15 protein-coding genes are annotated in these 14,269 nt (G+C 43.9%); 9 read left to right on the forward strand and 6 right to left on the reverse strand.

The window, feature by feature from the left end; genetic code table 11:
• The first annotated feature begins 178 nt into the window (after positions 1 to 178).
• The 7 genes from ulaG to araD are packed head-to-tail and all read left to right on the forward strand — an operon-like array spanning position 179 to position 5,811.
• Complete coding sequence (gene ulaG, locus A5882_RS05550; protein ID WP_086372518.1) at positions 179 to 1,243, forward strand: L-ascorbate 6-phosphate lactonase; 1,065 nt, start codon at positions 179 to 181, stop codon at positions 1,241 to 1,243.
• Between the two features lie 47 nt (positions 1,244 to 1,290).
• On the forward strand, positions 1,291 to 1,764 hold the full coding sequence (locus tag A5882_RS05555; protein WP_005232715.1) for a PTS sugar transporter subunit IIA: 474 nt from the start codon (positions 1,291 to 1,293) through the stop codon (positions 1,762 to 1,764).
• Positions 1,765 to 3,231 (forward strand): PTS ascorbate transporter subunit IIC, encoded by a 1,467-nt coding sequence (locus A5882_RS05560; RefSeq protein ID WP_016611581.1) that lies wholly within the window; start codon positions 1,765 to 1,767, stop codon positions 3,229 to 3,231. It abuts the gene before it with no gap.
• Between the two features lie 23 nt (positions 3,232 to 3,254).
• Positions 3,255 to 3,548: a PTS sugar transporter subunit IIB gene (locus A5882_RS05565; RefSeq protein WP_008376531.1), complete on the forward strand. Its 294-nt coding sequence runs from the start codon at positions 3,255 to 3,257 to the stop codon at positions 3,546 to 3,548.
• Positions 3,549 to 3,608: 60 nt separating this feature from the next.
• A complete protein-coding gene (locus A5882_RS05570) occupies positions 3,609 to 4,247 on the forward strand; it encodes a 3-keto-L-gulonate-6-phosphate decarboxylase UlaD (protein WP_008376529.1) in 639 nt (212 codons plus the stop codon).
• Between the two features lie 6 nt (positions 4,248 to 4,253).
• Entirely contained in the window at positions 4,254 to 5,153 is a 900-nt protein-coding gene (locus A5882_RS05575; RefSeq protein WP_016619554.1) for an L-ribulose-5-phosphate 3-epimerase, read from the forward strand.
• Entirely contained in the window at positions 5,125 to 5,811 is a 687-nt protein-coding gene (gene araD / locus A5882_RS05580) for an L-ribulose-5-phosphate 4-epimerase AraD (protein WP_016611578.1), read from the forward strand. The genes A5882_RS05575 and araD overlap by 29 nt, the downstream gene beginning before the upstream one ends.
• Positions 5,812 to 5,854: 43 nt before the next feature.
• On the opposite strand, the gene A5882_RS05585 is transcribed toward araD, so the two are convergent.
• The 6 genes from A5882_RS05585 to A5882_RS05610 all read right to left on the reverse strand — a co-directional run bounded on the left by A5882_RS05585 (position 5,855) and on the right by A5882_RS05610 (position 11,875).
• The gene (locus A5882_RS05585) at positions 5,855 to 6,358 is read right to left on the reverse strand and encodes a GNAT family N-acetyltransferase (RefSeq protein ID WP_005232701.1); all 504 of its coding nucleotides are present in this window, start codon (positions 6,356 to 6,358) and stop codon (positions 5,855 to 5,857) included.
• A 205-nt stretch (positions 6,359 to 6,563) separates the two neighbouring features.
• A complete protein-coding gene (locus tag A5882_RS05590; RefSeq protein WP_034872089.1) occupies positions 6,564 to 8,003 on the reverse strand; it encodes a 6-phospho-beta-glucosidase in 1,440 nt (479 codons plus the stop codon).
• Positions 8,004 to 8,035: 32 nt separating this feature from the next.
• On the reverse strand, positions 8,036 to 9,346 hold the full coding sequence (locus A5882_RS05595; RefSeq protein ID WP_008376519.1) for a PTS sugar transporter subunit IIC: 1,311 nt from the start codon (positions 9,344 to 9,346) through the stop codon (positions 8,036 to 8,038).
• Between the two features lie 159 nt (positions 9,347 to 9,505).
• Entirely contained in the window at positions 9,506 to 10,264 is a 759-nt protein-coding gene (locus A5882_RS05600) for a MurR/RpiR family transcriptional regulator (protein ID WP_005232695.1), read from the reverse strand.
• Positions 10,265 to 10,321: 57 nt separating this feature from the next.
• Complete coding sequence (locus A5882_RS05605; protein ID WP_005232693.1) at positions 10,322 to 11,248, reverse strand: ROK family protein; 927 nt, start codon at positions 11,246 to 11,248, stop codon at positions 10,322 to 10,324.
• A 75-nt stretch (positions 11,249 to 11,323) separates the two neighbouring features.
• Entirely contained in the window at positions 11,324 to 11,875 is a 552-nt protein-coding gene (locus A5882_RS05610; RefSeq protein WP_005232691.1) for a GNAT family N-acetyltransferase, read from the reverse strand.
• 321 nt (positions 11,876 to 12,196) lie between these two features.
• Here A5882_RS05610 and A5882_RS05615 point away from each other — a divergent pair, with 321 nt between their 5' ends.
• A complete protein-coding gene (locus tag A5882_RS05615) occupies positions 12,197 to 12,565 on the forward strand; it encodes a YxeA family protein (protein ID WP_016611572.1) in 369 nt (122 codons plus the stop codon).
• A 296-nt stretch (positions 12,566 to 12,861) separates the two neighbouring features.
• Positions 12,862 to 14,208, forward strand: coding sequence for an amino acid permease (locus A5882_RS05620; RefSeq protein WP_008376509.1), 1,347 nt, complete (start codon positions 12,862 to 12,864; stop codon positions 14,206 to 14,208).
• Positions 14,209 to 14,269: the final 61 nt, after the last annotated feature.

Genomic DNA, 14,269 nt, shown 5'->3' on the forward strand with positions numbered 1-14,269 from the left:
TTGTTTCTTCTTTCGAACTCATTTTAACATATCCCCTATACATTACCATATATATTAAATAATCACATTTATTTATGGGTTAATTAACATATAATAAGCTAAATTAACATAAAACTAGATTGAAAGCGTTTTTCTATATGTTAGAATCAAAGTGTAAATAAGCAAGGGAGGAATAAGAATGGCACATGTAAATGATGTTTCGAAAGAGAGTTGGCTTTTAAATACGTTTCCAGAATGGGGGACCTATTTGAACGAAGAGATTGAAAATGAGCTTGTGAAAGAAGGCACAGTTTCCATGTGGTGGCTAGGCTGTACGGGTATTTGGCTGAAGAGTGTGGAAGGAACCAATATTTTATGCGACCTTTGGTGTGGCACTGGCAAGCGCAGTCATGGGAATGGGCAAATGAAAAAAGGCCATCAAATGATGCGAATGAGTGGTGTACAAGAAATGCAGCCTAACCTACGGACTCAGCCCTTTGTGATCGATCCATTTGCAATCAAAGGAGTGGATGCGTTAGTGGTGACCCACATCCATTCCGATCATTTAGACATCAATACCGCAGCCGCAGTCCATCAAAATTGTCCAGAAGCAAAATTCGTCGGTCCCCATGAAGTCGTTGCAACTTGGTTGAAATGGGGAATACCAGAAGAAAAAACCATCGTGGTCAAACCGGGGGATGAAGTGACTATTGGGCAGGTGAAAATCGTCGCTTTAGAAGCATTCGATCGAACCGCTCTGATTACTTGTGAAGATCCGGATACCAGCTTGAAAGGAAAAATGCCACAGGACATGGATCGTATCGCAGTCAATTACTTGTTTGAGACTTCCGGTGGGGCGATTTATCATGCAGGAGATTCTCATTATTCGAATGTATTTGCTAAACATGGGAATCAGTACAAGATCGATGTTTGCTTAGGTGCATATGGCGAAAACCCGCGGGGCATCACCGACAAAGTTACATCAGTCGATATGTTGCGGATGGCCGAATCCCTCAATGCCAAAGTGGTGATTCCCGTACATTATGATATCTGGTCCAATTTTATGGCTGATCCAAAAGAGATCACCGAGATTTGGAAGTTTAAAAAAGATCGTTTGAACTATGAGTTTAAACCGTATATTTGGCAAGTTGGCGGCAAATTCACCTACCCAACGAATAAAGATGATCTTGAATTTAATTTCTATCGTGGCTTCAAAGATGTGTTTTCGGTCGACAATGATACGCCATTCCCTTCTTTCTTATAAAAGAAGGGGGGATGCTGCAAAAGCCAAATTTGAAAGGAGCAAACGTAATGCTGCGTTATTTTTATGAAAATGAGTTGGTTGCAATCAACCATGAACAGCCCGAAGACTGGGAAGCTGCTATCTGGGCGAGTGGCGAAGGATTAAAGCAAAAGGCGTTGATTACGGATCAGTACATTGAAGATGTCATTCGGGATGTCCATCAATACGGTCCTTATATTGTGATCATTCCCAAAGTAGCCATGCCCCATTCTTCAGCAGAAAGCAAAGGCGTCTTAGGAACAGGGATCGGGCTGACGATTTTTCCAGCGCCCGTCTCGTTTCAGGAAGATAATCCGGACAAGGAGGCGCAGTTGTTCTTTATGCTCGCTGCCAAAAACGCTGAAGCACATATGAACAATATCGCTGGTTTATCAGAGATGTTGATGGAAGAGGGGCTGGTAGAAGATCTATTAGGTGTAAAAACGATGGCAGATTTTGAAATGGTGATGGAGAAATATGACCAAAAAGAAAGCAGGGATTAGATGGAAGTGGTAGGAGATTTCTTATTGAGATGCTGGGATTACTTTGCTCAGAATATTTTGATGCAGCCAGCTTTTTTGATCGGTTTTATTGTACTGATCGGTTACTTACTATTGAAACGGCCGTTTGTTGAATGTGTCGCAGGTTTCTTAAAAGCCACCGTTGGTTACTTGATTTTGACGATTGGTTCTGGTGGATTGGTCAATAATTTCCGTCCGATCCTGGTGGGGCTTAAGGAGCGTTTTGAATTAGATGCGATGGTCACTGACCCGTATTTTGGTCAAAATGCGATCACCGCCGGCATTGAAGAACGATTCGGACGCACCTTTGGTGACACGATGCTCTTATTATTGATTGCTTTTGTTTTTAATATCTTACTCGTTCGCTTTAAAAAATATACGAAGCTGCGGGCCGTCTTCACTACTGGAAATGTGCAAGTACAGCAAGCCGCAACGGCCTTTTGGTTGCTGCTATTTTGTTTTCCAGACTTGGGTCGGATCGAAGTCTTACTTGTCATGGGCTTGATCTTAGGCTGCTATTGGGCGGTTGGTTCCAATTTGACCGTGGGCATCTGTCAAGATTTGACGGAAGGTGCTGGTTTTGCGATTGCCCATCAACAGATGTTTGGTGTTTATTTCTTTGCGAGACTTGCGGAACGGTTCAAAAAGAACAAATCCAACCGGAAATTAGAAGATGTCGAACTACCGGGTTTTTTATCGGTCTTCAATGAAAATATGGTATCGACTTCGATCCTGATGCTCTTTTTCTTCGGTATCATTTTAGTGACACTTGGACAAGATTATTTAATAACAGCAGGATTTATGGCAGAAGGACAAAGTTTCTTATTTTATATTTTACAAACATCACTGATGTTTGCCGTCTACTTAGCAATTCTTCAATTAGGTGTGCGCACCTTCGTTTCCGAATTGACCGAGTCATTTCAAGGAATCTCAAATACGATTTTACCAGGTGCTGTTCCGGGGATCGATATCGCCGCAACCTTTGCCTTTGGTTCACCAAATGCTGTGACGGTGGGCTTTTTATTCGGTGCATTAGGACAATTTTTAATGATTGCTTTACTGATTTTGTTCCGGTCACCAACGATCGTGATTGCCGGGTTTATCCCACTGTTCTTTGATAATGCAGCGATTGCCGTTTTTGCCAACAACCGTGGAGGTATCAAGGCGGCTTGTCTTTTCCCATTCTTATCAGGCATCATTCAGATCGGTGGTTCGGCCTTGATCGCTACTTGGGTAGGATTGTCCCAATATGGCGGCTATCTTGGTATGTTCGACTGGGCGACCGTCTGGCCATTCTTTACAGTATTGATGAAATTCTTAGGCATCATTGGTGTGGTTCTTGTGGTGGTGATCTTATTAGTGATTCCGCAATTGCAGTACCGCAGAGATCCAGAAGGATATTTCTTGATCGTAGATGATTACGATGCGTATGTAGAAAAACAAAAATAATAAATTCTTAGGAGGAAAAAAAGATGAGAGTATTAGTATCTTGTGCAAATGGATCAGGAACAAGTTTGATGATGATGCGGAGTGTTGAAAAAGCTTTGAAGTCTGAAGGGATCACAATCACCTCTATCCACCACTGCGCGATTTCCGAAGGCAAAAGCACCGCCAAGAATTACGATGTGGTCTTTACGCCAATGAACTTTGTCAATATGTTCGATAAAGCAAAAGAAAAGGGCGTAACAGTAATCGGGGTCAGAAATGTGATGTCTCCAAAAGAAATCATTGAGCGGGTCAGAGAAGCGGGTCTTTCAAAGGAGTAGTCAGCGTAACAGGATGTGGCAAAACAAAAAGGTTGGTCAAACAAAAGAGAGGGGAATTTCATGAGCATACCAAAACTACAGATTGCTTGCGATCACTCCGATTTAGCTAGTGCACTGGCAGATATCAAAAAAGTCGGCGATGTGGTTGATATTATTGAAGCAGGGACTATTTTATTGTTGCAAGAAGGAGAACAGGTATTACGCTGTTTCCGAGCAATGTATCCGGAGAAGTTGATCGTAGCAGACACAAAATGTGCCGATGCCGGTGGGACGGTCGCCAAAAACTGCCAGCAAGCTGGCGCGGATTATATGACCGTGATTTGTGCAGCAACGATCCCAACAATGAAGGCAGCAGCAAAAGAAATTGCTGAGATCCAAGTAGAATTATATGGTGACTGGACCTACCAGCAAGCACAGCAGTGGCTAGATGCCGGCATCTCACAAGCCATCTATCATCAAAGTCGTGACGCATTGTTAGCTGGTGAAACATGGGGAGAAAAAGATTTAACGAAAGTCCGTAAATTGATCGATATGGGGTTTCGAGTGTCCGTCACGGGAGGATTGAGCGTCGAGACGTTGGCTCTGTTTGCCGGCATTGATGTGTATACCTTTATCACAGGACGAGGCATCACTGCCGCTGACGATCCGCAACAAGCAGCAGTTGATTTCAAGCAAGAGATTTTACGGATTTGGGGGTAGTTTTCTATGAGTTTGATCGGTCTATATGAAAAAGCAACACCCAAAGCCCTTTCTTGGCCGGAACGATTGCAGTTTGTCAAAGACCGAGGTTTCGACTTCATTGAAATGTCCATCGATGAATCCGATGAACGCTTGGCACGCCTAGAGTGGAACCAAGCACAGCGCAAAGAGATCGTCGAGGCAATCTATGACTCGGGGATCAAAATCTTGTCTTTATGTCTCAGTGGACATCGGCGGTTTCCCTTTGGTTCGATCGATGAAAAAAAGCGCAAGCACGCGATGCATCTGATGGAAAAAGCCATCGACTTGGCTTCAGATTTGGGTATTCGCTGCATCCAATTAGCCGGATACGATGTGTATTATGAGGAAAAAAGTCTTTGTAGCCGCGAATGGTTCATTGCCAATCTAAAAGAAGCCGTCGCCAGGGCGTCTGAAAAGGGGGTCGTTTTGTCACTAGAGATCATGGATGATCCGTTTCTGAATTCTATCTCAAAGTATTTACGGATCAAGGAGCAGATCCCTTCACCCTATCTACAAGTCTATCCAGATGTCGGGAACCTGTCGGCCTGGCCAGAAAATGATGTCGGTTATGAATTAGAAAAAGGCATTTGCGAGATTACCCAGATTCATTTGAAAGATACATTGGCGGTCTCAGATAAGTTTCGAGGAAAGTTTAAAGAAGTACCGTTTGGCACTGGGTGTGTTGATTTTGATGGCTGCTTACGCACGCTGAAGCGGTTGAATTATAACGGTTCTTTTGTCATCGAGATGTGGAGTGAGACGAGCGCTGACCCGATTGGGGAGATTGAACAAGCCAAAGCATATTTATTACCAAAACTAAAGGAGGTCGGTTACCTTGATCAATCAGCTTCAATTGATGAAAGAGCGAGTTTATCAAGCCAATAAGAGACTACCTGAGGAAGGGCTAGTAAAGCTGACTTGGGGAAATGTTAGTGAGATTGATCGAGATTTAGGGATCATCGTCATTAAACCAAGTGGTGTTGATTATAAGAAGATGACGGTTGATTCAATGGTGGTTTGCGACTTAACGGGAACACCGAAAGAGGCGAAGACGTTGAAGCCTTCCTCGGATATCAAAACCCATGCGCTATTGTATAAGCACTTCGAAGGCGTCAAGGCGATCGTCCATACGCATTCGACAAATGCGGTAAAATGGGCGCAAGCACAGCGAGACATTCCTGCATATGGAACGACGCATGCGGATACTTTTTATGGTAGTGTCCCTTGTACACGACCATTACGGGCCTCTGAGGTAACGGCAGACTATGAAAAAGAAACCGGCAAAGTCATTGTCGAGACGTTTGAAAAGCGGGGATTAGATCCGCTTGCATGCCCAGCTGTCCTCACAGCGGGACACGGTCCCTTTACTTGGGGGCAATCTGCGGAACAAGCGGTCAGCAATAGTATTGTTTTAGAAGAGGTTGCAGAAATGGCACTAGGTACCGAAGCTTTGACCTTAGAGCGAACACCGATCGCTGATTATTTGCTGGATAAACATTATTTCCGCAAGCATGGCGAACATGCTTATTATGGACAAGGATAACGTAAAAGCAGCCATTCCTAGCGATCAAGGAATGGCTGCTGTTCTATTCGTTTTCTTCAACGAGTGTTTTCACATAAAAGCGATCCATCGTGGTATGCTGTGCCGCCAATAGTGGCTGGGACAATGCGCGATAGCCGGCTTTTTGATAGACATGCAAGGCAGCTTCTAAAGAATGATGGGATTCTAAATAGAGTTGCCGATAGCCTAGTTCAAAAGCTTTGGCCTCGATCTTCGCCAGCAGGGGATAGCTGAGACGCTGCCCTTTGGCGGCATCACTAAGATAAAATTTTTGCAGCTCGGCGATTTGCCCTTCTGAATCATAAGCGGCAAGACCACCGCCGCCTAAAAGGGTACCCGATTCATCGGTGACGACAAAATAATGGCGGCTAGCAGGATCTGCTGCATAAAATTCACTTAAGTGGTCTAACTCGGGATCAAAATAGGCAGTTCCTGGAACCGCCAACTGGTGGTTGGTCAAGCTTTTGCGAATGATAGCAGCTAATGGCGCATCATCTTGAGATTGGATTGGACGAAATATCGGCTTCATGCAGTTCCTCCTTAACGTAAAAGTAAATGAATAGCTATAGTGTACCACAAGCATCGAGGTAGTGTTTAGTGATGATAAGAAAAGCCATCCTCGCAATGGCGCACCTCTTTAATAAGAAAACCGCCCCTCGTTGCCAGGCTCCTAATGTAAAAAGGAGGATGGCGAAACGAGGGGGCGGTTTTTGTGTTAGTCATGGAAGCAGTAATTAGAGCGTTTCACCATTAGAGGCGATTACTTGCTGGTACCACGCAAAGGAATCTTTTTTCAAACGATTCAAGGTTCCTTTGCCGGTATTGTCTTTGTCGACATAGATCATGCCATAGCGTTTCTCCATTTCGCCGCTGCCGAAGCTGACGATATCAATGATCCCCCAAGGCGTATAACCTAATAGCGGTACACCATCTTCAACCACCGCTTTTTCCATCTGTTCGATATGCTCTTTCAGGTAAGTGATGCGGTAGTCATCATGGACTTGCTGTTCATTGGTTAATTGATCGTAAGCACCAAAGCCATTTTCTACGATAAATAGCGGCAAGTCATAGCGTTGATAGATCGTATTTAACACATAGCGCAACCCGACTGGATCGATAGGCCAGCCCCAATCAGAAGCACTGATATAAGGATTACTCACGATTTTTGCTCCCGGGATATCCTCAGTTGGTGTGCCAGCCACTTCATCAAGGGTTGAGATCGTTCCTGACATGTAATAGCTGAACCCAATATAATCAACGGTTCCCGCTTTTAATAGCGCTTGTTCCTCGGGCGTGATCTCAATCGTGATGCCTTTTTTTGCCCAATATTTTTGCACATAGGTTGGGATCTTGCCTCGTACGTGGACGTCGCTGTAAAAATAGCGCCGTTCATTGGCTTTGACGGATGCCATCAAATCAGCTGGCGCACAAGAGTAGGGGTAGACCGGGACATAGGCCATCATACAACCAATCTGAAACTCTGGATTGATTTTTTTGCCTTCGATCACGGCTGCCGCACTGGCAATCAACTCATTGACGCCCGCTTGAAAGACGAGTGCTTCTTTTTGACTGTCATCCTCGATGATCATGGCAGAATTGGTCCAAACGTGCAGCGGCTCTTGCCCATCTGCTTGATTATTGATCTCATTGAAAGTCATCCAATACGTCACTTTGTCATGATACCGTTGAAAAACAGTCTTAGCGAATTTGACAAAGAGGGGAATCACTTCTTTGTTAGCAAACCCACCAAATTCTTCATAGAGGGCATAAGGCATTTCAAAGTGAGACAAAGTGATGACGGGTTCGATGCCATTTGCCTGCAATTCGTCGAAAAGATCATCGTAGTATTGGAGACCGGCTTCATTTGGTTCTTCTTCTGTTCCAGTTGGATAGATCCGGCTCCAAGAAATCGATGTCCGTAGACATTTCAAGCCCAGTTCTTTGAATAACTGGATATCTTCTTTGTAACGGTGATAAAAGTCAATGGCTTCATGGTTCGGGTAATATTCCCCTTCAATGACTCCTTTGGTGATTTTACGGGGAATACCGTTGCCACCGGCCGTCATGACATCGGCGGTACTCATTCCACGGCCAGCAACATTCCAAGCGCCTTCCGCTTGATGGGCAGCGATCGCGCCGCCCCATAAAAAATCTTTCGGCATTTTTGCGGACATAAATTTCATTCCTCCTCGACTCATTCGTTTGCTTATAATTCTACTTTCTGGGAACGGTTAGAGGCGATCACGAAAGGCAAATAGATCAAGACCGAAATCGCAAGACAAACGACACCGACAACCGCAGCGATCGCATTTCCTCCAGTTCCTAAAAAGAGATTAATGATTCCTGGGGTCGTCCATGGTACCCCAATCGCTGGGGTCGGCATGATCGGCCAGACAACAGTGACAAAATAACCCACCAAAATATTGACCATTGGTGTCAAAATAAACGGAATGATCATGATTGGATTCAAGACGATCGGTAGACCGAAGATCATCGGTTCATTGATTTGGAAAATTCCTGGAACTAAGGACATCTTAGCGATCTCACGTTGTTCTGGACGTTTTGAAGCGATGAAGATCGCAATGATCAAGCCCAATGTCATACCAGTTCCGCCCATATTTGCGAACATATCATTTAAAACGCCCCAGGTTTCTTTGTAAGGAACGTCCCACAAGGAGCCGCCCTGGTTGATAAAGTCTAGGTTAGCTAGATCTTGTTCGGTAAAAATCGCTGAACGAACCGCATTCAATGTGTTTGGTCCATGGATCCCAATCGCAAACAACGTGGTTTGCAAAAATGCCAAGATCAAGACACCGACGACATTGCCCCCCAGATCCCGCAATGGACTTTGGATCCCGTTGTAAATAAGTTCATTGATGCCTTCCGGTGCAATCATTAAAACTAAGAAATTGATCAAAGCAGTGACTGCCACGATGATCACGATCGGAATCATGCCAGAAAAGGAACGGGAAACAGCTGGTGGTACCATTTCAGGCATTTTGATCTGCAATCGTTTGACCTTGAAAAGCTTCGGTAAGAATTCACCGACCAAACAAGCCACGATCATAGCTACAAACAACCCTTGGGCGCCTAAATATTGTGTGGAGATCACATTGACATCATCTACTGCAAAGGAGGTCGGGTACAAGATCATAAAGGCAGCGACACTTGTCAAACCAACTAGCGTAGCATCTGCTTGGAAATGCTTGGCTAAAAGTTGGGCAACAAGAAACGCAATGAATAAACTCATGATGTTGATGGTCCCGTTCGCCACGGAAGCTAGAACTTGCTGGGCGCTTTCCAGATTAGGAAAAAGCCGATTCAGTTGAAATAATTGCACGATGAAACTTTCATTGGAAAATAAAATATTGTTGACCAAAATAACGAGAGAAGAAGCGATGGTCAGTGGGAAAATCAGCATGAATGCATCCCGGATCGCTGCTACGTGGCGTTGATTGTTCAACTTTGTTGCGATTGGTACCAACGAGCGGTCTAACAGGTCATTGAATTTTTGCATAATAATAACACCTTTCCTTAATTGATGCCATCATTATAGCGAATGAAAGCGGCTAAAAGTAAGCGGATACGGATTCCGTACATATCTCTCAAGAAATGAAAAAAATTCCGCATCCGGAACACAGTGTTACAAAAAAAGATGGTTCAGTAAACTGAACCATCAAGGGTTGGAACGATAATCTTGTAAATAGCCGATCAGTGTTTCTAAAATCGCTACTGAAGGCAATTGACTAGTCAAATCAAGAAAGATGTCTTTGCGTTCCTCTTTGATCGCATACTCGATCGAATAATCGCACAGGCGTGCCAACGTACTTTCCCGATTAGGGGTAATGCAGTATTTCTGCACGATCGCTTGATTGTCTAAACCGGTAATGACTTCGATCAGTTCTTTGGTTTCACCAGAGACACTCAGAAAAACCAAAACATTTTTTTGATCTTTTCGCAAAAAGCTTTTGATTGGGTAGGTCAGCTCATCAATGCTGATACTAAAGTAACCGAGACTGGCTAGCTTGCGGGCAACGTATTGCGCGATCGCACCGGATGCCCCCATCCCCATAAATAAGATCAAATCGGCATCCCGCATCGCTTCGGCAAGTTTTCGTATTTGGTATTCCGCATCAGGGTGGAAGATCTGCATATTCAAGCCTTTGATGCGCGCTTCTAAACCTAAGTGTTCAGGATGCGCGTCAAAATGGGCTTTTTCTAAATGATTTTTGATATAGAAGCGAAATTCTGGAAACGACTGAAAGCCGACTTTTTGAATAAAACGAAAGACCGAAGTCGAAGAGACATGAGCATCATCGGCAATGTCGCGCACACGCATATACGGGATCTTTTCTAAGTGATTGACGATAAAACGGTAGATTTCTTGTTCTACCGCAGAGAGCTTGTTCAAGTTTAATTGTTCAAAAAGCGCCATGCTGGTTCCTCGCTGTCCTAGATAATCAATTTACACCAGTATAGCATATCCGAACTTTTAACGGTGCAGCTGTTGGTGGATCTGATAGACTGCGCCGATCAAGCCGGCATCGTTTTTTAGTTTCGCTGGACGAACAGGCGCGATGGTTTGTCCGCGCAAATAATTAATCGCTTCATGCCGTGTTTCCGTGATCGTCAAGCGAGCCTGCAGGCGTTCCCAGAAATAAGGATTGGCACTGATGCCGCCGCCGATCAATACCAATTCTGGGTCAAAACAGCTAATCAAATTGATCAGTCCTACAGATAAATCCGTTAGAAATTGGTCCGTCAGCTTCAGCGCCAACGCTTCGCCTTGCTGCGCGCGGTCAAAAATCTCTTTGGCGTCTTGGGTGGGTTCAAAGCCAGGAACTGCTGCGCCAGATAAATTGTAGAGGCGAATCAAGCCGCCCACGACGGCAGTTTTTTTATTGATGGAACTTTCCTCGATATTGCCTTCTTCTGGCAGCTGATCAATCACCATCCAGCCAAATTCACCAGCCATGCCATGAGCACCTCGGTAGACTTGATTATTGATCACGATCCCACCGCCTACACCAGTGCCTAGGACAAGACACAAATAGTTGGCTACCTCTTGCGCATTCCCGATCCATTTTTCAGCAATCGCTGCTGCATTGGCATCATTTTCCACCGCCACCGGCAATCCTGTACGCGCTTCCAAGACTGCTTTAAAATTTTCACCATATAACGATTTGATGGCTCCAGCCGTTAACATAAACCCGTCTTTTTGAACGATCCCTGGGGCACTGATCCCAATGCCATCAATCGTGTGGCGGCTCTGGGCATCTTCGATGATCGTGAGTAGATCCTGATAAAACTGGGCTGGCTCATAGCTAGTGGGGATCGCTGATTTTTCAAGGATCACTCCGGTTTCATCTAAAACCCCATATTTAATACTTGTTCCGCCAATATCAAATCCTACGTACATTCTTCTTCCTCACCTTTCAAAACATTGTTGCCTTAAGTGTACCATCTGGCAGGAGGAATTTTTTTCTTTTTTCAGCTATTTTTTGACAGCCGTTTCCGCTGCATCCAAATAAAACAAAATGTCACTTTTGCCTTCCTGATTGGTTCCTTTGTACACCTCCGTATCCAGGCCTCCGATACGAAAGCCTGCTCGCAAGTAAAACAGACAGGCAGAAGGATTGTTGTCCTGCGCTTGTGTATAGATGCCGCGATAGTCTTTGGCAAGGGCCGCTTTCAGTGCCTGTTGGATCAACAGTTGACCGATTCCTTGCTTGCGGTAGTCTGTGTTGACCTTTAAGTCATAGAGGTACAGATACTTGAAAAAAGCGTCTTGAACGATCGCTAAGCCAATGCATTTTCCATCATCATAAGCACCGATAAACAGACTGTTTCGGCTCATTTCATCATAGCAATAATTTTCATCTGGGAAACGCATCGTCTGAATGTCTTCAGGTGCAAATTTACAGATCGTGTACTGCCAGTTGCCCTCATTATAAGACGGCAGCATTTTCCCCCATAAGGAGAAGGGTTCGTTTTTCAAGCGGATATCAGCTTGGTGTTCTTGATCGATCAGTTTGATTTCTAGCATGGGACACCTCGGTTTTCTATAGTTTTCAATCATGAGTATTTAAAAGTAAGTTGTTGCAGTTTAGTTTACTACAAAGAATGAAAAATCACGATACTTATTAAACAGTCTGGTCTTCCTGTGAGAAGGGACGTTTTTGTAGGAGTAACTTAGTTGTTTGTCTATACATTTAGGTGGAAAAAGCAGAAAATATTCTATTGATACCTTAGTCACAATGACCGACGGAAAAATACGTCTTAAGTTTGATTATATTTATCGCTTGTTTTTTTATACTGAAGGTAGATAGAAAAAACGGAGGACAATCACTTGAAAAAAGCAATTAGTATGATCCTGCTCGTGTTAACGATCGGGACCGTCACATTGGTTACATGGTCTTATTTTACGAAAGATGATTCCAGCGAACTGGTTCAGCTGGTGGATCGTTTCAATCCTTTCGTACCGGAGAAAAAGGTTTATGTCAAAACATCCAATGAGTATGGCGTGCCGCAAGAACATGATGCCTATGAATATACGCAAGAAGGAATCAATGAAGATGGACAAAAAATAAAAATCACGTTTTGGGCACCACAAAAATTAAAAGAAAATGCCTACCTAGAGCTTGATGCAAAGGGCAAACATGTGGAGTCGTATCAAGAGGTGACCGAGCAGGATCTCCCTGACGCTATCAAAGACGAGTTGGTTACGACCCATTGATCATCGAGCCTGCTTGAAGAAACGGACAGAAAGTCATTTCCCACAAGTTGGGAGATGGCTTTTTTTAGTACCTTCACCTAAAGAAAAGTTCGCCAAGATTTGATTTGGGTGAAAAAGATTAGAGGATGATAGAATTTTCAGAAAAAATAGATAATTTTTTCAATTCTTAGTTGCAATAGCAGAAACGTCTGGTATTCTCTATGAGGTAGTTAAAAAAAATCATTCATATAATTAAAAATAGCAACAGTGAGAGAATCACTGTGTATGAAGGATCAACGGTTTTCGAGGAGGAACGTATGACAGAAAAAAATCAATTAAAAAAACAGATGAAAACCAGACACATCACTATGTTGGCACTAGGTGGCGCAATCGGTGCCGGCCTATTCAAAGGCAGTGGGGAAGCGATCCAGTTAGCGGGGCCTGCGGTCTTGCTAGCGTTTATTTTTTGTGGGCTGATCTTATTTGTCGTCATGACAGGACTGGGACAGTTGGTTTTATCTGACCAAAAACAACATGGCCTTTCGGGCTTAGTCCAGCCGTATCTTGGCTTGCATACAGCTGATTTCATTGATTGGATCTACTGGTCAATGTGGATGATCAACATCATCGCCGAAGCAGTTGCTGCCGCAAGCTTTTTGCAGCTGTGGTTTCCCAATATTCCAGCTTGGATCTTTGTTTTGATTTTGGCACTACTCACGACCATCATCAATTTGTTTTCGGTCCGCTTGTTTGCAGAAACGGAATACTGGCTTTCGTGGGCCAAAATCAGTGTGGTGATTGTGCTGATCTTGGTGGGTCTCTATCTGGTTGCCACGCAAGTCTTTGATCTGGGCTTTTTACCGACGATGAGACAAATGACAGACTATGGTGGTTTTGCCCCTCACGGTCTCAAAGGATTTATCAATTCTTTATTGGTCGTAATCTATTCGTATGGCGGTTCTGAGTTAGTAGCCATCACGATTAGTGAAGCAGAAAATCCAAAAAAAGCGATCCCTCAAGCAATCAAAGGAGTAATGACTCGGATTGCCGCTTTTTACATCATTCCCATGTTTCTTTTACTGATCATTTATCCGTGGAATCAATTAGCAGATCCAAATGTCAGTCCCTTTGTAATGGTGTTTCAAAAAATCCATGTGCCTTTTGCTTCCGACATCGTTAATTTAGTGATCATTTTGGCCTTGTTTTCCTCCATCAATTCTGGGGTCTATGCTTCTTCAAGAACGTTGTTTTTCCGGTTAAGCAACAATGGCCAGAAAAAAAGCCGCTTCACGATGCTGAATAAAAACAGCGTGCCCCAACGAGCGATCATGTTTTGCAGCGGTACTTTATATCTTGGAGTCGTTCTTTCTTACTTTTTAGGCGACAAACTCTTCAATTATCTGGCAGGCTCCCTGTCGTATACTGTATTACTGATTTGGTTGTTGATCAGTGTGGCGGCGTTTGTTTTGGTACGCAAGCAGAAGAAAATGGGCTATACGATTTTTTTGGGTGGGGCGATCCTTGCGTTGCTTTTGCTGTTTGCCGGAATCTTGATCACTAACCCATTAGCGGTTACAGGTTTCACCGCATTGCTGTATACGATCATTTTTCTTAGTTTTTATTGGAACCATCGAAAAATAGGGGACACCAGTGGAAAAAGTTGAAGAACCCTCCCTTAAGGCATAAACTGATGGAGAAGGAACAGCCCGCTTGGCTATTTTTTCG

Source organism: Enterococcus sp. 4E1_DIV0656 (genome assembly GCF_002140695.1).
Taxonomy (GTDB): domain Bacteria; phylum Bacillota; class Bacilli; order Lactobacillales; family Enterococcaceae; genus Enterococcus_D; species Enterococcus_D entomosocium.